At 28.9% G+C, this 23,395-nt stretch carries 14 protein-coding genes; 8 read left to right on the top strand and 6 right to left on the bottom strand.

Features of this window, described 5'->3' with window-relative positions; all coding sequences use genetic code 11:
- Positions 1 to 29: 29 nt before the first annotated feature.
- The 3 genes from ACSHW5_RS13790 to ACSHW5_RS13780 form a co-directional block, all read right to left on the bottom strand.
- Positions 30 to 1,058, bottom strand: a complete 1,029-nt coding sequence (locus ACSHW5_RS13790; RefSeq protein ID WP_435676728.1) for a rod shape-determining protein — start codon at positions 1,056 to 1,058, stop codon at positions 30 to 32.
- Positions 1,059 to 1,136: 78 nt separating this feature from the next.
- Positions 1,137 to 2,663, bottom strand: coding sequence for a bifunctional phosphoribosylaminoimidazolecarboxamide formyltransferase/IMP cyclohydrolase (gene purH / locus ACSHW5_RS13785; RefSeq protein ID WP_435676727.1), 1,527 nt, complete (start codon positions 2,661 to 2,663; stop codon positions 1,137 to 1,139).
- Between the two features lie 191 nt (positions 2,664 to 2,854).
- A complete protein-coding gene (locus ACSHW5_RS13780; protein ID WP_435676726.1) occupies positions 2,855 to 3,307 on the bottom strand; it encodes a GAF domain-containing protein in 453 nt (150 codons plus the stop codon).
- A gap of 203 nt (positions 3,308 to 3,510) precedes the next feature.
- On the opposite strand from ACSHW5_RS13780, the gene ACSHW5_RS13775 reads away from it, so the two are divergent.
- From ACSHW5_RS13775 to ACSHW5_RS13745, 7 genes are all read left to right on the top strand, one after another.
- Entirely contained in the window at positions 3,511 to 3,909 is a 399-nt protein-coding gene (locus ACSHW5_RS13775) for an HYC_CC_PP family protein (RefSeq protein WP_435676725.1), read from the top strand.
- A 75-nt stretch (positions 3,910 to 3,984) separates the two neighbouring features.
- Positions 3,985 to 6,228, top strand: coding sequence for a TonB-dependent receptor (locus tag ACSHW5_RS13770; RefSeq protein ID WP_435676724.1), 2,244 nt, complete (start codon positions 3,985 to 3,987; stop codon positions 6,226 to 6,228).
- A 159-nt stretch (positions 6,229 to 6,387) separates the two neighbouring features.
- Complete coding sequence (locus tag ACSHW5_RS13765; protein ID WP_435676723.1) at positions 6,388 to 6,798, top strand: heavy-metal-associated domain-containing protein; 411 nt, start codon at positions 6,388 to 6,390, stop codon at positions 6,796 to 6,798.
- A gap of 145 nt (positions 6,799 to 6,943) precedes the next feature.
- Positions 6,944 to 8,821, top strand: coding sequence for a caspase family protein (locus tag ACSHW5_RS13760; RefSeq protein ID WP_435676722.1), 1,878 nt, complete (start codon positions 6,944 to 6,946; stop codon positions 8,819 to 8,821).
- 10 nt (positions 8,822 to 8,831) lie between these two features.
- Entirely contained in the window at positions 8,832 to 11,858 is a 3,027-nt protein-coding gene (locus tag ACSHW5_RS13755) for a tetratricopeptide repeat protein (protein ID WP_435676721.1), read from the top strand.
- Positions 11,855 to 13,540, top strand: coding sequence for a DUF6531 domain-containing protein (locus ACSHW5_RS13750; protein ID WP_435676720.1), 1,686 nt, complete (start codon positions 11,855 to 11,857; stop codon positions 13,538 to 13,540). Before ACSHW5_RS13755 ends, ACSHW5_RS13750 begins: the two co-directional genes overlap by 4 nt.
- Before the next feature lie 11 nt (positions 13,541 to 13,551).
- A complete protein-coding gene (locus ACSHW5_RS13745) occupies positions 13,552 to 16,788 on the top strand; it encodes a CHAT domain-containing protein (protein ID WP_435676719.1) in 3,237 nt (1,078 codons plus the stop codon).
- 15 nt (positions 16,789 to 16,803) lie between these two features.
- Here the strand turns inward: ACSHW5_RS13745 and ACSHW5_RS13740 are convergent, their stop codons facing one another.
- From ACSHW5_RS13740 to ACSHW5_RS13730, 3 genes are read right to left on the bottom strand one after another with little or no spacing between them, the layout of a single operon-like run.
- Positions 16,804 to 20,862 (bottom strand): caspase family protein, encoded by a 4,059-nt coding sequence (locus tag ACSHW5_RS13740; protein WP_435676718.1) that lies wholly within the window; start codon positions 20,860 to 20,862, stop codon positions 16,804 to 16,806.
- Positions 20,859 to 21,614, bottom strand: coding sequence for a hypothetical protein (locus ACSHW5_RS13735; protein WP_435676717.1), 756 nt, complete (start codon positions 21,612 to 21,614; stop codon positions 20,859 to 20,861). The genes ACSHW5_RS13740 and ACSHW5_RS13735 overlap by 4 nt, the downstream gene beginning before the upstream one ends.
- Complete coding sequence (locus tag ACSHW5_RS13730; protein WP_435676716.1) at positions 21,587 to 22,708, bottom strand: CHASE2 domain-containing protein; 1,122 nt, start codon at positions 22,706 to 22,708, stop codon at positions 21,587 to 21,589. The genes ACSHW5_RS13735 and ACSHW5_RS13730 overlap by 28 nt, the downstream gene beginning before the upstream one ends.
- 54 nt (positions 22,709 to 22,762) lie before the next feature.
- Between ACSHW5_RS13730 and ACSHW5_RS13725 the strand changes: the two genes are divergently transcribed.
- Complete coding sequence (locus ACSHW5_RS13725; protein WP_435676715.1) at positions 22,763 to 23,263, top strand: hypothetical protein; 501 nt, start codon at positions 22,763 to 22,765, stop codon at positions 23,261 to 23,263.
- Positions 23,264 to 23,395 lie beyond the last annotated feature (132 nt).

Raw genomic sequence — 23,395 nt, 5'->3', positions numbered from 1 at the left:
TGTTAGAACTTAAGAAACGTTAATGATTGTTATTTCATTAATACGTTTTTATATTTTTTTAGTTCTTTTAAAGCAACACCTGTTCCTCTTACAACTGCGCGTAACGGATCTTCAGCTACATAAACTGGCAAGTCTGTTTTTCTAGACAAACGTTTATCTAAGCCTCTTAACATAGATCCACCACCGGCTAAATAAATACCAGTATTGTAAATGTCTGCAGCTAATTCTGGAGGTGTTTTAGATAAGGTTTCCATGACAGCATCTTCAATTCTTAAAATAGATTTGTCTAAAGCTTTGGCTATTTCTCTATAAGAAACTTTTACTTGTTTTGGTTTGCCGCTTAATAAATCTCTTCCTTGAACCAATAATTCTTCTGGTGGAGTTTCTAAATCTTCTGTTGCGGCTCCTATTTGGATTTTAATTTTTTCTGCGGTAGTTTCTCCAACATGTAAATTATGTTGTGTACGCATGTAATACATAATATCATTGGTAAATAAATCTCCTGCAACTTTTACAGATTGATCACAGACAATACCTCCCAAAGCAATTACTGCTATTTCTGTTGTACCACCACCAATATCAATAATCATATTTCCTTTTGGCGCCATAATATCTATACCAACACCTATTGCTGCTGCCATTGGCTCATATATAAGATATATTTCTTTAGCGTTCATGTGTTTTGCAGAATCTCGTACAGCACGTTTTTCTACTTCTGTAATTCCGGATGGAATACAGATTACCATTCTTAAAGCTGGCGGAAAAAGTCTCTTTTTAATAGATGGAATTTGCTTTACAAACTCCTTAATCATTTCTTCGGAAGCTTGAAAATCTGCAATTACACCATCTTTAAGAGGACGAATTGTTTTGATGTTTTCATGGGTTTTTCCTTGCATTAAATTGGCTTCTTGACCAATTGCAATGATTTTTCCGGTAATCCTATTTCTTGCAACAATAGATGGGCTATCAATAACCACTTTACCATTGTGAATTATTAAAGTATTTGCCGTCCCTAAATCGATAGCAATATCTTCCGTCATAAAATCGAAAAAACCCATAAAATATCTTTGTTGTTTTTGTTTCTGTGTATTCTTACAAACTTACTAAATTTCTGAGTGTAAATTACATATTACTTATTAATGTTTAAAATGTCTTGTTCCTGTCATTACCATAGATATATTGTTGTTGTTACAATAGTCTATACTTAACTGATCTTTGATAGAACCTCCAGGTTGAATTACACTTTTTATGCCTGCATTGTCTGCAATTTCTACACAATCTGGAAAAGGAAAAAATGCATCACTAGCCATTACACTTCCGTTTAAATCAAATTTAAAAGAATTTGCTTTTTCTATTGCTTGGTTTAACGCATCAACTCTACTTGTTTGTCCTGTTCCTCCTGCTAATAATTGCTTGTTTTTTACAAGTATAATAGTGTTAGATTTTGTGTTTTTACACAATTTAGACGCAAATAACAAATCATCTAACTCATTTTGAGTTGGTTTATTGTTGGTAACGTATTTTAAATCTGATAATTGATCTGTAATACTATCTTTATCTTGTACTAAAGAACCATTTAAACAAGTTCTTACAGTTGTAGTAGGTAAAGCAACGTCTTTTTGAATTAAAATAATTCTGTTTTTCTTTCCTTTTAAAATGGTTAAAGCTTCATCAGAAAAAGAAGGAGCAATAACAACCTCGCAAAATAAGGTGTGAATTTTTTCAGCAGTTTCTTTGTCTATTTCTGTGTTTGCAATTAAAACACCACCAAAAGCAGAAACAGGGTCTCCGGCTAACGCATCTACATAGGCTTGTTTAATGGTTTCTCTTTGTGCAAAACCACAAGCATTGTTGTGTTTTAAAATAGCAAAAGTAGGTGCTTCTCCTTTAAATTCTTGAATTAAATTAACAGCAGCATCTACGTCTAATAAATTGTTGTAGCTTAATTCTTTACCATGAAGTTTATCAAACATAGCTTCTAAGTCTCCAAAGAAATATCCTTTTTGATGAGGATTTTCTCCATAACGTAAAACGTTTGCATTTTGTTCGCTAGCTTTGTAAACTATTTCATCTTCATTAAAGTAGTTAAAAATAGCAGTATCATAATGAGAAGAAATATTAAATGCTTTTGCAGCTAATTTTTTTCTTTCAGAAATTGTAGTTTCTCCATTTCCTTCAGAAAGAGTGTTTAAGAAACCTTCGTACTGGTCCATAGAAGAAAGAATAACTGTGTCTTTAAAATTCTTTGCAGCAGCTCTAATTAAAGAGATTCCTCCAATATCAATTTTTTCTACAATATCTTGTTCTGCAGCACCAGAAGCCACTGTTTTTTCAAACGGATATAAATCTACAATTACTAAATCTATTTGTGGAATATTATATTCTGCCAATTCTGCAACATCACTTTCGTTATCTTGTCTGTTAAGAATTCCTCCAAAAACTTTTGGATGCAATGTTTTAACTCTACCACCAAGAATAGAAGGGTAAGAAGTAACTTCGTCTACCGGAATAACATTGATTCCTAAATCTTTTATAAACTTTTCTGTACCACCTGTAGAGTAGATTGTTACATTAAGTTCATTTAATTTTTTTACAACTGGTTCTAGACCATCTTTGTGGAATACCGAAATTAATGCGGATTTAATTTTTTTTGAAGTGCTCATTTAGTGTTGTCTTGTTAAGCGTGCAAATTTAGGAAAAGCAATCTTCTAAGACAATAAAAGATAGTAACAAAACGCACAAGTAATTAACAACAAATTTTTAATGAAATTTTTGCAAAATTCAGGAGTTTTTCTAGTAGTAATTATGTTATTTTTATAAAAAGTATAAAAACGTTAAATATAAATCAGTAAACTTACAATATTCTTGATAGTTTTCTGCAAACATATTCTAAAAGGGCGGTGTCTTTTTCGGAAAATGTATTCGCGGTATGAGAGTCAATATCTATTTGACCAATGTTTTCTCCGTTTACAAAAATTGGAATTACAATTTCTGATTTTACTTTCCATCCACAAGAAATATAATTGTCTTGTTCCGAAACATCTTGCACAATAAAGTTTTCATTACTTACAGCAACTTGTCCGCAAATACCTTTGCCAAAAGGTATAATGGTATGTTCTGTTTCTTCACCTGTATATTGGGCTAATTTTAATTCGTTTTTATCTCCATTTTTAAAATAGAAACCTACCCAGTCATAATAACTAATTTCACTTTCTAAAAAATCACAAATGGTTTGTAGTTTGTTTTCGGTTGAGGCATTACTGATGATTATGGTATCAATTTTTTCTTGTAAATTTTCTAAATTCATTGTATCTGGTTTGGCATTATATCATTGGCTAAAATAAATTAAAAATCTTTTCGAAATGCATAAAAATACTATAGATTTTTGTGTGATGTAGTTTAAAATACGCTTCTTTTTATCGTTTTATTTTAATAATATTATTATTCATAATTACTTGTAAGGAACTTTAACAAAAAATTAAATTTACTTATTGTAAATTTGCAAAAGCAATGAAACAAGTTTTTTCTAAAATAGCATCTATTTTATTAGCACTTTTGGTGTTATTCTCTACCTTTTCTTTTACGGTAGAAAAGCACTATTGCGGAGATTTTTTAATGGATGTTTCTTTTGTTGGTGATGCAGATGATTGTGGAATGGAAATGCAAAAAATTGCTACCAAGAAAAATTGCTGTAAAGATGAAATACATAAAGTAGAAGGTCAAGATAAATTACAAACAAATAAAATCGAAAAAATTACTTTTGCTAAAAAGCAATTTTTAACTGCTTTTGTAATTGCTTACACAGATTTATGTATCATTAAAGAATCTGATATTTATTTTTATCCAGATTTTTCTCCACCTGAAGTTTCTTCAGATTATCGGGTTTTATACCAAACATTTTTAATTTGATTTTGATTTTTAATCTCTAGATATCGCTCAAAATGCGATAAAAAGTAGCGTTAATAATTCAAATTAAAACATACAATGAAAAAATATATAATAAGTAGTTTTCTACTATTTATTCCTATCATACTCTTTTCTCAAACTACCTTTAAAGGGATGATTATGGATAAAAATAATCCAAAAGATAATTTAGGTGTTGCCGATGTAACCGTACATTGGTTAAACACAAATGTAAGTGCAATTACAAATAAAAAAGGTTGGTTTACCATAGATTATAAACCAGCGTATAAAAAATTAGTGATTCATTATTTAGGGTATAAAACAGATACTTTAACCATCACAAGCCTTAAACCTATACATCATTTTATAACACCAGAAGGCAGTTTAGATGAAGTAGTTGTTAAAACTCAAAAGAAAACTACATACAAGTCTTTCTTAGCTACTACCAATATGTTTACGGTTAATTCTGAAGAATTATTAAAAGCAGCTTGCTGTAATTTGGCAGAAAGTTTTGAAACAAACCCTTCTATTGATGTTAGTTTTTCTGATGCTTTAACAGGTACAAAACAAATACAAATGTTAGGTTTAACTAGTCCGTATTTGTTAATTACACAAGAAAATATTCCTTCGGTAAGAGGTGCTAGTCAGGTTTTTGGAATGACATTTACGCCTGGTACTTGGGTAGAAAGTATTCAAATTACAAAAGGAGCAGGTTCTGTAGTAAATGGTTATGAGAGTATTTCTGGACAAATAAATGCAGAATTGGTAAAACCGTTTTCTGATAATAAATTCTTTTTAAATGCGTATTCTTCTTTAAATGGCAGACTAGAATTGAATACACATTTTAATCAAAAAGTATCTGATAAATGGGCTACAGGTGTTTATATTCATGGAAATTATAGAGGAGAAAAGTTTGATAAAAACAACGATAATTTTCTAGACAGTCCTTTGGCTAATCAAATAAATGTTATGAATAGATGGCAGTTTATTGATGCAGAAAAAGGCTGGGTAAGTTTTATAAATGTTCGTTTTTTAAATGATGAAAAACAAACTGGCGAGCTCAATTTTAATCCTAAATTAGATAAAGGGACAGTAAATGCTTGGGGAAGTGAAATAGATACAAAACGTTTTGAAACTTCTGCAAAATTAGGCTATGTTTTTCCAGAGTTGCCTTTTCAAAGTGTAGGTTTTCAGTTTGCGTATAGCAATCATCAACAAGATTCTTATTTTGGACAAAGAACTTATGAAATAGCACATGAAAGTATCTTTTCTAATATTATTTTTAACTCAATTATTGGAGACACTAGAAACAAGTTTAAAACAGGTATTGGTTTTACGCATGATAATTATAAAGAATTGGTAAATATTACAGATTATGGCAGAAAAGAAACTTCTGCAGGTGCCTTTTTTGAATACGCTTTTGATAATTTAAACGATTTTAGTTTAACCGCAGGTTTGCGTATAGATACACATAATTTATTAGGAACTTTTGTTACGCCAAGAATTCATGCAAGATATGTGCCTTGGGAAAATAGTGTTTTTAGAGTTTCTGCCGGAAGAGGAAAAAGAAGTGCAAATATATTTGCGGAAAATCAACAATTTTTTGCAAGTTCTAGACAGATAAATATTGATAATGTTGGTGGTAATATCTATGGATTAAATCCGGAAGTTGCTTGGAATTATGGTGTTTCTTACATGCAAAAGTTTAATATATTCAATAAAAATGGAGATATTACTTTTGATTTTTATCAAACAGATTTCACCAACCAAGTAGTGGTAGATTGGGAAAATCCACAAGAAATATCATTTTATAATTTAGATGGAAAAAGTATTGCCAACAGTTTTCAGGTGGAAGTAAATTACAACATTGCGCCATATTTTAATTTTAGAACCGCATATAAATATTTCGATATTTCTACAGATTATACGTCTGGTAATTTGCAAAAACCAATGCAGCCTAAAAATAGATTTTTTGCAAACCTTTCTTATGAAACTCCGGCTAAAGAAACCGGCGCACAATGGAAATTTGACGTTACATTTAACAATATAGGAAAACAACGTTTGCCAAATACAGTCTCAAATCCTTTGCAATATCAATTAGCATCACATTCAGATGCTTTTCAATTGTTAAATGCGCAAATTACAAAGGTATTTTCTAACAAGTTTGAAATGTATGCCGGTGTAGAAAATTTGACCAATGTTCAACAAGAAAATCCTATTTTGGCAAGTGATGATCCTTTTGGAGATTATTTTGATTCAACCATTGTGTATTCACCAATTTTTGGAAGAGCAATGTATGTAGGTTTAAGATATAAAATTAAATAGTTAATAAAGAAGTAATAACAATTTGTCACTTCGAGTGATTTTTCTGAAGAATAAAGAAAAATAGTATCGAGCAGTTTTTTTTAATGTTCTTTATTACATTTACTTTTCCTTATCAGTCAAAGAAAACACTTGAACTGACAGAAATTAAAATCAATAAAAATGAAAAAAATAATTTTAGTATTCAGTTTGTTTTTGATAGGGTTTTCTGTTCAATCACAGGAGGTAAAAAAGAAAAAAAACGCAAAAATTACTATGCAAGTAGATGGTATTTGCGGTATGTGTAAAAAAAGAATAGAAACAGCAGCTTTAAAAACAAAGGGCGTAAAATTTGCAATTTGGAGTGTAGAAACACATCAATTAAATTTAATTTTAGATGAGCGTAAAACGGATGTACCTACTGTGCAACAAAATATTTTAGCCGTTGGTCATGATGTTTTTGATGGGGATAATCAAAAAGTTGTGGCAACTAACGAAGCATACAATTCTGTACATCCTTGTTGTAAGTACAGAGATGAAGAAATTATTTTAGATCATAATGGCGATTTAAAAAAACAACAGAAAGAAGAATAATCAATTTTGAATTGTTGTTTGGTTTTTAAGAAGTAAAATATAATTGGCAATCTTTTATACATAGAAATTAGCTACCTACTAATGAGTATTTTTTCTATATAATTGGTTACCAATTATTATTTCTTTAAATTTGAAAAAAAACAACATGAAAAATATTATTTTCACCCTACTTTTTTCGCTTATAATCAACTATTCACATGCCGCTAAAATAGCTGTAATTATTGCTATTGGAGATTATCCTAAAAAGGGAGATTGGACCAGTATTAGTTCAGAAAATGATGTTCCATTAATAAAAAACACTTTATTAAATCAAGGTTTTTTAAATGATAATATTTATTTAATTCAAGATAAAAAAGCTACTAAAAAAGGCATTCTAAAATTATTATCTAAAATAAAAAGCAATTTACAGGAAGGAGATATTTTAATGATTCATGTGTCTAGTCATGGGCAACAAATAGCAGATCAAAATGGTGATGAAATAGATGACATGGATGAAGCCATTGTGCCGTATGATGCAGACGCTTATTTTACAGAAGGCAAATATGAAGGCGAAAATCACCTTAGAGATGATGAGCTAAATGTAATTTTTAATGAGTTTAGAAATAAGTTAGGAAAAAAAGGACAACTAGTAGTTACTTTTGATTCTTGCCATTCTGGCTCAGCAACTAGAGGGAAAGTTAGAGGAGGAAAACCTGTTTTTGCTCCGAAAGATTGGAAACCTGAAAAGAATGGTAAAGAAAATGCTTCTGATATGATGGAAAAAGTAGCTTTATCAGAAAATGCTTCTCCGTTTATATTTATTTCAGGAGCTTCTGCAAACGAATTAAATTATGAATATAAAGGAAATGGATCTTTAAGTTATGCCATTTCAAAAGCATTTAATGAATTAGGTAAAGGTTTTAGTTACAGACAACTTTTTGCAAAAATATCTTCGATAATGGCAGTTGTTTCTAGCAATCAAACACCAACTATTGAAGGAGATTTAGATTATGAAATTTTTAGTGGAGATTATGTAGAACAACAATCTTACTTTTCTCTAAAAGAAATAGAAAACGATAGAAAAATTGTAATTAACGGAGGAAACATCAATAGACTTTTTCCGGGTACAAAAATTTTCTTAACTGCTTCTACTGCCTTAAAACCAACAGAAGAAACCATTCTATCTAGAGGGAAAATAAAGGAAACTACGAACACAACGGCAACCATCACTTTAGAGAATCCTTTAAAAAGTACAAATAGTGCTGAGTATTCTGTTTTTATAGATGAATATGTTTTTGATCAAATAAAAGTAAATGTTTACTTAGATTCACTTTTAACAGCTACAGATAAAGAAGCAATTGATACAAAATTTAAAAATGAAACTTTTGTTGATTTGGTTGCTAAAAATGCCAATCCTCAATTATACATCACCAAAGAAAATGGTAGTTTTAGTATAAAAGATGCTACCAACCATACGCTTATTAAAAATAATTTGGAAGTTTATGAAATAGACCCTATTATTTTTACTTACGCGCAAGGAAGTTATTTAAAGAATTTACACATGTCTAATAATGAGTATCAATTAGATATTGATTTACTTAAATTAGATGAAAATAAAAAATTAGTACAAAATAATGGTGTGATGCCCGTTTTTAATACAAAAGGAGATGAAGCACGATTAAAAGTAACAAATAACGGAGCTAGACCTGTTTATTTTTCTGTGATAGAATTAAACACACAAGGAGAATTTGTTCCTTTTATACCTAGTAAAAAATGTCCGTATACAAATGACGAGCGGAAAATTGCTCCCGGAAAAAGTATTGTCTTAAGAGATTGTAAGGTAACGTTTGGGCCTCCTTATGAAAAAATTATATTAAAAGCTTTTGCAGGTAGTACACCTATTGATTTTAATACGCTAAGTTCTAGAGGTCCAAAAAATCCTTTAGAAGGTATTGTAAAGAGAAGTGGAAGTAGAGGTTCAGAAACAGAAAGTGCAGATGTAGAAGGGTATACTACAGAGTTTGTGTATGAGATAAAAGATTAATTTTTAGCGTATGAAGTTTAGAATATTTTTTATTTTTTTTCTGGGCGCTTTTTTTTTACATGCCCAAGAAAATGAAAGAGGTTCTACTACAGAAAGTACTAAAAAAGATACTGTAATAGGCACAAAAAGAGCGCTGGTTATTGGAATATCTGAATATGATTCTTCTAAATTAACGCTTAAATATGCCGATGATGATGCAGAGCTTTTTACATCATACTTAACCAAAATAGAAAAGGTTAAAGAAGAAAATATTACACTACTCACCAATAAAGAAGCTTCCTCATTTAACATTCTTAACGGGTTACAGCAATTAATTAAATCTACCAAGAAAAATGATATTGTATACCTGTTTTTTGCAGGTCATGGAGATGTTGTAAGTAAGGATAATGTAGAAGAAAAGATTGGGTTTTTGCTAGCCTCAAATGTAAATGATAGTCGTGAGTTTTATGGTACACAAGGTGTGGTGCCTTTTCATGAAATAAGTGTAACTGTAAATGCCATTGCCAACAAAGAAGCTAAAATAATTTTGGTTTTAGACGCTTGTAGGTCTGGATATTTATCTTCCGAAGGAACAAAAAATAACTTAGAAACCTTTAATAAATATCTAGAAAATTCTACAAAATTACTAAGTTGTAATCCTAATGAATTGTCTTATGAAGGAGACAACTTAACCATTAATGAAGTAAAAAAAGGAAACGGATATTTTACCTATTATTTGGTATTAGGTTTAATGGGCGCAGCCGATTTATTACAAGATAATAAATTGCAATATTTTGAGTTGCAAAGCTTTTTAGATGTCAATGTAAAATTGGCTACCAACAACAGGCAAACTCCAATGGTAAAATCTAAATCTTCTACAGATTTTTTTAGAAGCCTTACTGCTAATGATAAAAAAGAAGCCTTAGAACAAGTACAAAATCCATCAGGAATAAAAAACTTATTACTAAACAGAAGTGGTTCTAGTAAAAATGAAATGCTCTTAAATTTAAATTCTGATATCATTCAACAATTTAATAAAGCATTGGCAACTGAAAATTATTATGGAAATTCTGAAAGTGCTTATGAAATAATTAAGAAAGCAGAAAAACAGCAAAGAAACAAAGAAGAAATAGTTCAATTAATGAAAAATAAATTAATTGTTGCGCTTTCTACCAGAGCACAACTTTTAATTAACGATTATATTGGCAATGTAGCCGTTTTACCAAACGGAAATACGTTTGTTAAAAATGCCAAACACTTAGAGATTTGTTTGGATTTACTAGAAAAAGACAATTTTAGTTATCAGCGTATGTTAACAAGTAAATTGTTTTTAGAAGCGTATGCTATTATCAGAAATAAACAGCTGGCAAAATATCCAATTGCAAAACAAAAGTTAGAAAAAGCGTTGCAAATGGAAACCAAAGCAGCATACATACACAATGCTTTGGGGATTGTTTTAAATTATGAAGAAGATTATAAACGTTCTTTTGATCATTATGAAAAAGCACAGAAATTAATACCAAGTTGGGTTTTTCCTTTTAATAATATGGGCTTAAACTACTACGATAAAAGTGATTATCCGAACGCAATTAAATATTTAAAAATTGCGCTTTCTAAAAAACAGACTAATGGCAATGTATATAATAGTTTGGGCGTTTTAAGCAATGCAAAAGGCAAGTATAGTGAGGCAGAAATGTATTATCACAAAGTAAAAGAAGTAAACGGAACGTATTTACCTATTACCTTACGCAATTTAGGAAGCTTATACGAAAACAAAGGAAACGTAAAAAAGGCCGTAGATTATTTTTTAGAAGCTTTAGATAAAGATAGCACAGACGTGTATTCTATTTTTAGTTATGCAGATATTTTAATTGATGAAAATATTGATCCGCAAAAAGCAAAACAATTATTACAAAAGGCTATTAAATTAGAACCCTATTTTTCTGGAGGATATGCAAAATACGCAGATTTTTTAAGAAGATATCCTAAGAATAATACTGATTTGGTAAAAGCAGATAGCTTGTATAAAATTGCAATTAAAAACAATCCGTTTTACGTTTGGGCTTATGCAGGAAAAGGCTGGTTGCTTAAAAAACAAAAAAAGAATGACGAAGCATTGGCTTCATTTCTAGCAGGTATTAAAAAGAATCCTAAAAAAGCCAGCGCCTACTACTATTTAGGAAATTATTATAACAATGGTTTAAGTAATAAAGAAAAAGCAAGAGAATATTTTGAGCAATCTTTACAAACCGATTCCTTTTATATGCCTGCGTATAAGGGGCTTATTACTTTATTAAATTCAGAAAAAAAGTATGAAGAATCTATAGAAATGTTACAAAAGGTGATTCAAAGAAATCCGGAAGCACCACTTTTGTACAACCTTCTTGGAAATACTTTTTACAGTAAAAAAGAATATGAAAAGGCTATTCTTTATTATCAAAAAGCCATACAAGTAGATGGTACTTTTGCCAAAGGATACTCAAATTTGGGGTATTGTAAATTGCTTGCTAAAGAATATGAGGAGGCAACCAATTATTTTAAGTTGGCAGCAAAATACAATCCGTATAATCATAAAGTTTCTAGTTTTTCGAAGTTATATTTATTGCAAGCTAGAAAAGCCAAAAGAAGTAATCACCTAGAAGAAGCAAAAGTTGTTTTAGAGCAAGCCTATCAATTAGATTCAAGTTTGGCAACTGTTTTTGCGATGACAGAATGGTACTATTTTACAAATGAGTCTCATAAAACAGCTGAATTAATTGAAGAACTAAATTCTTTTTCAGCAGCCAAAAGTTGGCAAATAAAAAAATATGAATTGCTGACTAAAATTTATATCGATTTAAAAGAAAAAGACAAGGCACAGGTATATTTATCAGCATTACAAAAAATAAATCCAACACCTAATTATATTTTACAAGCCTTAGTGTATTCTTTACAAAATAAGGGTACAGAAGCAAAAGCTAGTTTACAAAAAGTAAATTCTATCTTGCTTAGAGATAAGTTTTTAGAAAGAAATTACAGTACTACTACTATGAAAGCTATTCAAAAACTGCAAAAATGAAAAACAAACTAATTTTAGCAATATCATTCTTTTTTACTTTTTTAAACTTTGGCTTATTTGCTGGAGTAAATATTAACAATGGTAATTTTTATATTTCCTATACAGATGTAAGTTTAAAAAAATACCAATCTGCTTTTGAATCCATTACAAGAACGTACAACTCAAAATCTACTTATGTTGGTTTATTTGGTTATGGTTGGGGAACAAAATTTGAAACATATCTAAGAGCGTATCCAGATGGTTCTTTAAAAGTTAAAGAACATGGAACAGGAAATACAAATCTTTTTACATCGCCTTTAATGACCAATGATTTAATTGAAATGATGATAGATGATTTAATGGAAGTCATTTTAGAAGAAGAAGGAATTTTGAATAATCCGGAAGCAATTGCTAGTGAAATTGAAAAATTAAAATCAGATTTTACATATAGAACAAATAAATGGGACGCCTATGTAGCACAAGGTGTATTGGAGTATACTAAAGATTTTCCGGTAGGAATGGAGTGGAACGCATTTTTTACATCAACCCAACAAATTGTTTTAACAGAAGAAGGTTATTTAAGAAAAGAAAAATCGAATATAAAAACAGAACTGTTTAATTTAGAAGGGCAATTAATTAAATACGATCTAGGAAATGGAAAATTTAACACCCTTTCTTATTCTAATAATACACTATCTAGCATAACTACAGCAGATGGTTTTACCGCAAAATTTAACATCAATACAAATGGTTTTGTAACAAGAATTAGTTTTAATGATAAAGAAGCTGTATTTACTTATGAAGGTAAAAAATTAATTTATGCTATAGACACCTATCATTATCAGTATAAATATGAATATGATGAAAGTTATAATTTAACTAAAATTATATACAACCCAGTAAGATTAAAAGGAGTAGCTGAAGATGCTCAACTAATGACGTATCACCCTAAAACTATGTATATAAAAAGTATTACAGAAAGAAGTGGGAATACTGTACATTATAATTATCAAGTATTTTACAATGAAGATGGTTCTGTAGATGATACACATTATGCTACATCAATTACTAAAAAGGGTTTTGGTGATAAATTGGTTACCAATACCTATGAATATTTTATGGGTAAAAAGGAAAACGGACATCATTACACAAAAAAAATTATTACAAAAATTACAGGGATAAAAACAATTACAGAATATGACGAATTATGTAGATTTAAGCCCATAAGCATTAAAAGAGGTAGACATACAACAACCTTTGCGTATAACAATAGGTGTTTACTTACTAAAAAATATTCTTCTCGTGGAGATTCTATCAATATGAAATACCATCCAACATTAGAGAAAATTACTTATGTAAAAAATAATGATGGAATTACAGAATTTGAATATGATGCCAAAGCGAATTTAACCTACGCAAAAAATGAAAAAGAGGTTTGGGTAAAATTAATTTATAATGAAAAAGATAAAGTTAAAACCATGCTACAAGCAGATAAAGAATTGCTTTTTACGTACAATAAAATAGGAAAACCTGTTAAAATAGTATTGAAAGATGTGGGATCTATAAACGTTACGTATAAAGAAAATGGCAAAATTAAGGGAGTTGCAAGTGAAGATGGTCATAAAATGGCATTGCAAGTTACTCAGGCTTTTCAAGATTTGTTAAAATTGGTAAAACCAGCAGGCGTTAATTTAAAGATGTAGAGAATATGAAAATGATTTATTCAATATTCTTCTTCTTTTTTTTTACTTTTTCTTATGCTCAAGAAATAGATAAAACTTCTGAAGAATATAACGAAATTGAGAGTTTGTTTCATGTGGGTAAGCTTTATTATAAAAGTAAAATATATGATTTAGCGAAAGTAAAAACAGAAAAAGCAGTTAAATTGTATGCTGCTAATTACAAGGTTAAAACAAAATTATTGGCCGAAATAAAGTTACTGTTAGGTCTTTTATATGCTTATGAAAAAGAAACGAATACAGCTATTTCACAAATAGAAGAAGCTTTACAGATTTTTAGCGAGAATAAAGAGAATAAAGAGAATAATTATGTAGATGTGAGCACTACACAGGCAATTTTAGGCGGACTTTATTCTACTGCCGGTCGTTATGAAGAGTCTTTTGTTGTCTTAAAAGAAACACTCAATAATTTTAAGATTATTAATTTAGAATCGAAAAAAATTTACCTCTCAAACCTTAATCAGTTAGTTAATGTAAGTGGTAGGATTCACAGAGAAGATGACCAATTAAAATATGTACAAGAATCACTCATACTTTCTAGTGAAATTTACGGTCCTAATTCTATTAATTATGCTGAAAATTTAGAGGTACTCGCAGGTTCTTTTTACTCGATTAAAGATTTTACAAAAGCACAAGACTTAAACAACAAAGCACTGTTAATTAGGAGAGAATTTTATGGTGATAAAGATATAAATGTAGTTGCAAGTTTACAGCAATTAGGAAGTATTTCAGAACAATTAGGCGCCTATAAAGTAGCTTTACAGTATTATAATGAAGCCCTTTTAATTCAACAGAAAGAAATAGGTGAAAATAAAATTGAAACCGCTACAACTTTAGCAATTATAGGTGAATTAAAAGGAAAATTGGCAGACTATGAAACTGCAATTTTTTTATTTAAAGAAAGTATAAAAATCTTTCAAGACAATCAAATAGAGAATGAAGATTATTATTTTATTTTAAGCTGTTATGCAAGCGTTTTAGAAAAAACAGGAAACAGTAAAGAAGCCTTAAAAATTTGTGAAAATTCATTATTAAATATAAAAAAGAAATATGGAGGTTATAATTTAGCTGAAATTTCTATTTTAAATAGTATTGCAAGTCATTATATGCTTAGGTATGAATTTGATAAAACGCTAAATGCATTAAAAGAAAGTTTAAGTATTGCAGAACAAAATGTTGGTTATAATGAAGAGAATATTTTTTCAATATTACTAGAATTCAGTAATGTATATAGCTTTTCTGGTGACTATGAAAAAGCATTAGAATTTAGTGATAAGGCTCATGAGAAAATGGCTGTTTTAAGTAATGAAAAAACGTTACAAAAACGCTATATGTTTAACTTAGGTACAATTTATTTAAGGCAAAATAAATTTAAAGAAGCTAAGGAAATATTAATTCAGATAAAGAAAGAAATTAAAAACACTATAGATCCTGATTATTTATTGGTGAATCAACGTTTAAGAAATGTCTATTTTGGATTGGAAAAATTTAAGAAAACGCTACAAATAAGTAAAGAAATAAATGATATTGTTGTTAAAAACATTCAAAAAAATTTCAAATTTATGTCTGCCGATGAAAAAAAGAATTTTATAAACCATGTAGTGCAAACAGATATTCACCTTTTAAGTTTAATTCTTAGGGCAAAAGAATTTCCTGCCCATAAATTAGAAGAAAGTACTACTTTATTACTAAACAATATTTTAATGTTAAAGGGGCTTTTATTAAATTCATCAAAAAATGTTTTCACCAATTTAAAAAGTTTAAACGATATAAAAATTGATGAAAAAATAGAAATGTATAGAGATAAAAAGATATTTGTTACTTCAGAACTCCAATTGGCAGTTAAAAAGAGGTCAAAATCGTTTTTAGAACAAAAAGAAGCCTTAGAAACTTTAGAGAAAGAAATAATAAAAATTCACAGTAAGTATTTTAAAGAAGTAGAAAAATATCAGAAAGACTGGAAATTAACAAATTTACAAGAAAATGAAATTGCAATTGAGTTTAGCCATTATAAAGTTTATAACAAAAACTATAATCAAAGCACTGTTTTTTATGTAGCCTACATCTATAAAAAAGATTGGAAAACACCAAAAGCAATAGATTTATTCGAAGAACATGAATTAAATACATACTTTGCTTCAGCAAAAACACCCAACAATTTATACAAAACTAGAGGGTCAGAATTAAGCTCTACAAAAGCCCAATTTGCTGTTGCAGATAGTATTTACAAACTAGTTTGGCAACCTTTAGAAAAGCATTTAAAAAATAGTAAAACTGTTTATTTTTCTCCGGATGGATTGTTGCATAAAATACCTTTTGCAGCGCTGCCAAATAAAGACAATAAATTAATTAGCGAGATGTACAACATTCAACAAATGGGAAATACTGCTGATGTACATATTAATAATAAACTGCCAAATTTAAACGACGCATTGTTAATAGGAGGAGTAAAGTACGAGTATAAAGTTGATAAAACGAAAAAGAAAAAAGCCACTACTTATGCTATTTTGCAAGGCGAAAATTTATTGGGAGACGAAAAAAACAGAAATGTTTCTAGAAATGGATTTGATTATTTATTGGGCACACAAGAGGAAATTACAAACATAAAAGCAGTTTTAGAAAACAGTAAACAACTTTCTGGTTATAATGCCACGGAAACAGCTTTTAAAGAACTGAGTGGTAAAAGTCCTTCAATTTTACATATTGCTACACATGGTTTTTTCTTTCCAAAGTTAGAAGAAAAAATAAATAATAATGAAATTATTGGAGGTGAAAAAAAATTAAATGTAGCCGAAAATCCTTTGCTTCGTTCTGGTTTGTTATTTGCAAATGCCAACTATGCTTGGCAACATGGTAACAATCCGTATGATAAAGATGATGGAATTTTAACGGCTTTAGAGATTTCTAATTTAGATTTTAAAAATACAGATATTGTAATTTTAAGTGCTTGCGAAACAGGGTTAGGAGATATTGAAGGATCGGAAGGAGTATATGGTTTGCAAAGAGCTTTTAAAATGGCAGGTGTAAAAACCATAATTATGAGTTTATGGCCTGTGCCAGATAAGGAAACCGCAGAATTTATGAATTTGTTTTACAGCAAATGGAAAACCTATAACAATCCTAAAAAAGCGTTTAAAGAAGCACAAAACCAGATGATGAAAAAATACAGAGGTGAACCTGAAAAATGGGCGGCTTTTGTGTATTTTGAGTAAAAGTAGAGAAGTAAATTACCAGACCTTAATTACGGTTTTAGTATTTAATTCTCTAATATCTGGTGTTTGTTTACCGTTTGTTAATAAGATTACTTCTTTTAAAACTTTATTTATAAAAGCATCTGATAAAATAATCTCTTTTTGCATGTCTTTTTCTTTGTATAAATAACCAAACTGCTGTTTTAAAATTTTTAAATATGCTGTTGTAAATGCGCCATTACCCAATTCTTTGTTTTCATAAGCAACATCAGAACCTGATGAAGCAGATAATATGGTAACGCCAGATTTAGATAAAAAATCATCAAATAAAGTACCTACAATTTCTGATACTTTAAATCTAGGTTTCTTTTGTGTAGATTGAGTTACACTTCCTCTTTCGCCATTTTTAGGTGCATTTGTTGTGTTGCTTTCTAGTGAATCTGAGTCTAAATCTAAGGTATTTCCTGCATGACAAGTGTCCATTAATAATAACTTATTTTCAGCTTTAGAAACAGTCAGTTTCTCTATAAGAGTTTTAAAGGAAACTCCATTTTTGGTAACATTTATAAAATCCATATTATAAGGAGCGTAATAATAATTGTTTGCTTTGTCTAAAACGCCGTGTCCTGCTAAAAAAATAATTATTTGATCTTCTTTTTTTGTGTTTTTTAAAAACTGTGCAATTTCAAATTCTATGTTTTTTTTTGTGGCAGCTTCATTGGTGAGTTGTTTTACATAAGTTTTGTGAAAAGAAAAGGGATTTGCATTTGAGAAAATTTCATTATTGTTGATGTTGTATTTTATTTTATCAACCAGTGGTTTCGATGCTAATATCCAATTTGGAGAGGCATTTTTAATAGAAATACCTTTAATTGCGTACTTTTCATCAATAAATGTATTGCTGTCTAAAATTTCACCTTTTAAATTATAGGTAACAGTTTTGTATCTAAACTCGTTTAAATTACTGCTTAAAACTGTTATTTTTGTTCCATCTTCAGAAATTGAGGCTTTCTCTAAATGTGATAATTTAATTGGTATTTTTATGGGAATTGAATCTTTTTCTAAATTCAGAACAAAGGCTTCGTCATCGCCAGCGTTAAACAATAAAAATGTACCATTCTTACTAATGTCTTTAAAATACGGATTGTAAGCATTTCCTTCTTTAATGGCTGGTTTGCCAAATTCTTTATAATGATCTATATAAAAAGTAGTGGTCGCTATTTTTTTTGTTGATGAATTTCCGATAGAAATATCAATTTTATTTTTTAGTGTTTTTCTATTGTAAGAAAAATGCAACCAATTATTGTTTAAAAGCGGTTGTAAATTATTTGCTTCTTGTTCAAAATTAATATCAAAAGGCAGGTCAATTTTAATAAAATTATTGGTTTCTACTTTAAATTTATAAAAATCATTATTAAGAGTTCTAAGATAAAATTCATTGTTTGAATTGGAGGTATAAATTTGTTTGTAAAATGAAATGCGTTCTTTTTTAAAATCTTTAGGAAACGTAATTTCTGTAATTTTATGAGCCTCGTAGTCCCATAGAAAACAAGTATTGTTCGTGTCGTCTATTTCTAACCAAAGGTTGGTTTTGCTTCCAAATGGGTACATTTTTCCGATTGAAGTGTACATACCCTGGTATTTTTTTAAATTTCCAATATTTTTATTTTTAGAAGATTGTAAGGTATAATTTTCACCTAAAAATTTACGATTAAAATTAGTTTTGGTAAGTGAGTCTAGTTTTCCGTACACATTCGCAATGTCAAAAGCATCTTTGTCTGCAAATGTTAAATTGTAAGCAGCTTGTTCATATTCAGAAACACCTATGCTTACCACGTATAAGTCTCCTTTTTTATTGGGTGCAGATGAAGCGGCTATTTTTTGAGTTGGTTGTATTTCATTAAATTCTTTTTTGTTTTTTCGTATTTCAATAGCTTTGTTCAGCAGCGTAAGATATTCTTGATTTGGTGTTCCAAAAATAGCTAAAACTTCTTGTGGTTTAAAAATAACAGGATCTGCTTTTTCTAAGGATATTACCTTATTATCTTTTGTGGCGTATAAAAAATCGCTTGCATTTGTGTTGCTAAAGTAATGGTTATTGTTGCTGTAAAAAATATGTTCTTTAGCAGAAGCATGAAACATTCCTCCTAAGTTTTCAAACGTTGTTACGTCTACAATACTAGTGTTTCCGTTTGCATAACTTATCATTAATTTTGAAGCATCTTTATTTAATGAAATTACTTTTGGCTTTTTAAAAGCACTATTGGGTACTTTTTTATTGTCCATAAAAACACCAATATCTTCAATAATCATGGCAAGTTTATTATTTACATAACTTAAATCATTAATATAGATACAAGGTTTATTTTCTGAAATAAAAGTGTTGTTTTCTTTTAGGATAAAAAAGATACTTTCTTTAGAGCACTTTCCCAATTCAGACTGAAAAAATGAATTGCTAATTATAAAACCATCGTCTGCTTGATGCAACAAATAATTACCACTTTTTAATTGTTCTTCAAAAATGATGGTGTTAGATTTTGTTCTAATTTGTACCAAATTTTTTTCATTAATGGTTAAAATATGTTTGGCGTTATTAGAGAATTTAGCAAACTTATAAAGTCCCGGAATAGGGATGGTTTCATCATTTTTAACCAGTGCCAAAGGTTGAGGTTTGGTATGCCCTGTATTGTAATATTTTTCTGGACTTAAAAGTAAATAATTAGAATGGTTGTCATAATCTATAATACTAGAATAGGAATCTTTTAAATTATGAATCTTAGTAATGATGTCTTCTTTAAATTGATATTTAAAAATAGACCTTTCGTTTAAAGAAATAGTATTTCCTTGAAATAGCAAACAACCATTTATTTTATCGAAGAAATAATTAGAATTAAAATATACATTATGATGTACTTCTAAATAATTTTTAAAATCTAACGAATGAAAACGATTGTAAAAAGTACCTTTAGTAAAATGCTTAATTTTTAATTCTTGATTTTCTAATCCATACATTAAAAAACCATTATCTGGTAAAAATAGACCGTTATAAAACTTTTGAGAAAAGTTAGGATATATATTTTCTCTATTCAGTTTTAAAGCATCAATAACCGAAAAAGTAGCAATATCATTAAAGTTGTCATTAAAAGTATTTGTAAATAGTATTTCATTTTTACTTTGAAGGTATGCGGCTGTATAGCTGTTATTTTTAGAAGCTATTTTTTGGATGGTAAACTTGTTGTTTTTAAAGTTGATACGTAATGGTTTGTCTGATAAAAAGCTAGTACTGGTAATAATTAAAGTGTTGTGATCTGCAAAAGAATCTGAAACCTTGGTAGTAAACAATAAGCTATGCCAAGGTGTGGTAATTTCTGGGGTTTTAGATCTTACTCCCTTTTTATAGGAATAAATAGAGAGTAGGTTTTCTTTTTCAGAAATTGTTAAGGCATAAACAATGTTGGTTTTTTGGTGTATAAATGGATGTATAATTTTAAGAGAATCTTTCTGTTCACTTTCCCATAAAAGTGTGTTGCTCTTTAAATTTTTACAAACTAATTTTTGTTTTCCTGTATAATGTTCTTCAACAAATGCTATTTTAGTAGTATCTGCACTAATGGTTGCAGCTGTAACTAGATCACTAGTTTTAAAAGCATTTATTTGTTTAAAATTGTCATCAAAAATTAAAATGGCAGAAGAAAGTATGTCAATTTTTTCTGTAAATATTAATGGACCATTTTTTCGGTTATTTAAGAGACTTGCTTTTAAGGGAATTTTAGTGATCACTTTACCATTAGAATTAACAGTCCAAAGAGAATCTTTGCTTTTGTATACTAACGCTTTACCATCAAAAATTAAACGAGGCGTTTCAATAAAAAAACCATCACTATTTTTTAAGGTGCTGTGATAACTATAATCATTTGAATTGTACTTTAAAATTTTACCAGAATTATCTATTGTAATAATTCTTTCCTCATTTTTAGTAACAATAACGTCGGTAATTTGTGTAGAATGATAGTCCTTTAAATGAAGTTTATACTGATCTTGAGCAAAACCAGGTATACTCAATAGAATACAAACGAATACAATTAGTACTCTCATTCTTTCGTTTTTAAAATAAAATCTACTACTTTTTTAGCGTTATAATCTGCGTTGTTTTCTAATTTTTTATGCTCTTTATCGCTTACTATTTTAAAGGCATAAAAAGGAAGTTTTTTTAAATCGGCAAATTCATCCGTTAAAATTGTCCATTCATAAAGAGAATTCTTTTTATAAATTTTATTGTTTAATTGTACACCTAAAGAAGTGCTGTTTAGTTTGTATTTCGATATAATTTTTTTATTTTTTTGATCACGAATAATTAAAAAGAAAGTTTTTATTCCTGGGTTTTTCCACTTAAAATCTACAAAACTATTTTGGTTGATAAAAGCATAGTTATCAGGTAAATACATTAATTCTTTTCCTCTATAAACACCACCGCTTACGGTTTCCTTTTCTTCAATATTCATAAATTGAGCATACACATATTTTAAGTATTTTTTACTTGTAGACTCGGTTTTGGCATTGTTTTTTAGAGATACTGCATCAGCAAAAGAATAGTTTCTTTTATTAGCTATTTTATATGTATTTCCAAGGTTATCTATTAAGGTAACTTCTGCTTTATCTGCAACAAGAATAGAATCTTTTACATACAGTAGTTGCCCAATTTTAAAATTGTTTTCTTGGTTTTTAGAACGTTTACTAATTTCTCCTTTTTTGTAAAAACAAACCAAGGATTCTTGTGCACTTAAAAAAGCACTACATAGAAAGAACGTTGTAAATAAGACTAGGCATAAATGTTTTTTATATTCCATTTTTTGTGTAAATATTTATATAAATAATCAAAATATACAACCAATTCTACCGAAAGTACAATGGATGAAATTAACAATAAAACAGGAAATTTAATACCTCCTTTAAAAAGTAATAAGGAAAGCCATAAAACAAGAAATGTACTTCCAAATTGATAAATTTTTACAATTACTCCGTACCACGGATACTCTTTTTTAAATATTTTCATAAATAATAAAGCCGATAAAAAAGCAGCTATAAAACTTAATAGATACACTAAAAAAGAGGGCGTAGGAGTAATAAAATTATTGGTTAGTAACATGTTAATAATATTTGCATGAATGGTAATACCATACATATCTGGTATAGATTTACCTGCAAAATTTTCATTAATGGGTGTAAAATGTTTGTCTTCAATATCAAATTTACTGCCAAGTGGCGTTCCTAAATAACCTAGCAAAATAATTTTGTCTTTAAAAAAAGGTAGTTGGGCTTGTTGCATTACATCTGCATAGCTAAAATGTAAAAACTGATTAAGATTTCCAAAATATTTAATGGGTAATACCTGTTTTAGGTTGTAGTCTATTTTTAGATTACTATCATATTTTTTTGCAATTTCATACGCAAAGGAATGGTTATTTTCATATTCACCCACAAAATTTCTGATAACTTTATCTTCTTGGCCCGCTAAATTTAAGTTGATAAAACCCGTTTGATCCGAATTAAATTGTGCTAAGTTTTTTACTGCTGGATAAATATGTGAGCTTACTATTTTTGCCCTGTTTTTATCAATTGCATCTGCTAATAAAGAGTCGCCAAAAATATCTTTAGGAGTGTTAAAAATTGCATCTAATCCTATTGTTTTCGGTTGTTGATTGGCAATATGATTTAATAAAAAAGCAATTTCTGATCTATTTTTTCTTTCAATATTTACTAAGATGATATCTGTACTTACTTGTTCGTTTTTAAATATTTTTTTTGATTGAAACAGGTCTAAATAACTAAAATCTTTAAAAGCTTTGTCTACCATATCTAAAGCAGATAAATTAAAGAAGACAAAAGACAATAATCCAATCACTATAAAAGTATAGATTGAATGCAAAAAGGCATATTTCATATATATTTTTTTTTATATATTTACGGCTAAATCATTAATAATTCACGTAAAGTTATGAAAAAAATTAAACTTTTATTAATTACAATTTTAACTTCTTTAACATTTGTTAGTTGCGATGTAGACATGGCTTTTAATACCATGAATAATGCACTAGATGTTTATGAGAGGTATCAGAATTTAAGTTCTAGAGGGCCTGCATTAAGGGTTACAGAGTTAAAGGATGTTAGTTTTGCAAGTACAAGAAGTTCTATCTCTTCATTATTAAAGAATGTAGATGATATGAAGTACATTACTTTTCCGGGAGTTGATGCTAAGTTTAGAGATGAAGTTGTAGGAGAGCTTAAAAGTAAAGTGAGTTCAGATAAACTTACTCAGAATGTTTGCAACAGCACAGAGTGTGTATATTCTTTTAAGGATAAAGTTGTTTTAATAACCAAACAAAATGGCGATAATATTGATGCTGTAGCTTTAAAAGGAAAGTTCTCTTCAGAATCAATAGCTAGTGCAATTTCTTCAGGAGATATTTATAAAATTTTAAGTTTTTTAAAGAAGTAACATGTAGTTGCATAACTATTTGTAATTTATATTTTGTAGAATTACAAGTTTATAAAGGCACTTTCAGAAATAAATAAGTACTTGCATATCAATTAAATAAGTTGTATTTTAGATAAAATCAAACCCCGAAAA

The organism is Polaribacter sp., assembly GCF_051251875.1.
In the GTDB taxonomy this organism is placed as follows: Bacteria; Bacteroidota; Bacteroidia; order Flavobacteriales; family Flavobacteriaceae; genus Polaribacter.
Note: the sequence above shows the minus strand (reverse complement) of the source record. Positions and strands in the feature narration are given on the sequence as shown.

What these genes read in the sequence shown, in the direction of transcription:
- ACSHW5_RS13790 (WP_435676728.1), bottom strand. Translation starts at nt 1,058, where the DNA reads ATGGGTTTTTTCGATTTTATGACGGAAGATATTGCTATCGATTTAGGG.
- purH (WP_435676727.1), bottom strand. Translation starts at nt 2,663, where the DNA reads ATGAGCACTTCAAAAAAAATTAAATCCGCATTAATTTCGGTATTCCAC.
- ACSHW5_RS13780 (WP_435676726.1), bottom strand. Translation starts at nt 3,307, where the DNA reads ATGAATTTAGAAAATTTACAAGAAAAAATTGATACCATAATCATCAGT.
- ACSHW5_RS13775 (WP_435676725.1), top strand. Translation starts at nt 3,511, where the DNA reads ATGAAACAAGTTTTTTCTAAAATAGCATCTATTTTATTAGCACTTTTG.
- ACSHW5_RS13770 (WP_435676724.1), top strand. Translation starts at nt 3,985, where the DNA reads ATGAAAAAATATATAATAAGTAGTTTTCTACTATTTATTCCTATCATA.
- ACSHW5_RS13765 (WP_435676723.1), top strand. Translation starts at nt 6,388, where the DNA reads ATGAAAAAAATAATTTTAGTATTCAGTTTGTTTTTGATAGGGTTTTCT.
- ACSHW5_RS13760 (WP_435676722.1), top strand. Translation starts at nt 6,944, where the DNA reads ATGAAAAATATTATTTTCACCCTACTTTTTTCGCTTATAATCAACTAT.
- ACSHW5_RS13755 (WP_435676721.1), top strand. Translation starts at nt 8,832, where the DNA reads ATGAAGTTTAGAATATTTTTTATTTTTTTTCTGGGCGCTTTTTTTTTA.
- ACSHW5_RS13750 (WP_435676720.1), top strand. Translation starts at nt 11,855, where the DNA reads ATGAAAAACAAACTAATTTTAGCAATATCATTCTTTTTTACTTTTTTA.
- ACSHW5_RS13745 (WP_435676719.1), top strand. Translation starts at nt 13,552, where the DNA reads ATGATTTATTCAATATTCTTCTTCTTTTTTTTTACTTTTTCTTATGCT.
- ACSHW5_RS13740 (WP_435676718.1), bottom strand. Translation starts at nt 20,862, where the DNA reads ATGAGAGTACTAATTGTATTCGTTTGTATTCTATTGAGTATACCTGGT.
- ACSHW5_RS13735 (WP_435676717.1), bottom strand. Translation starts at nt 21,614, where the DNA reads ATGGAATATAAAAAACATTTATGCCTAGTCTTATTTACAACGTTCTTT.
- ACSHW5_RS13730 (WP_435676716.1), bottom strand. Translation starts at nt 22,708, where the DNA reads ATGAAATATGCCTTTTTGCATTCAATCTATACTTTTATAGTGATTGGA.
- ACSHW5_RS13725 (WP_435676715.1), top strand. Translation starts at nt 22,763, where the DNA reads ATGAAAAAAATTAAACTTTTATTAATTACAATTTTAACTTCTTTAACA.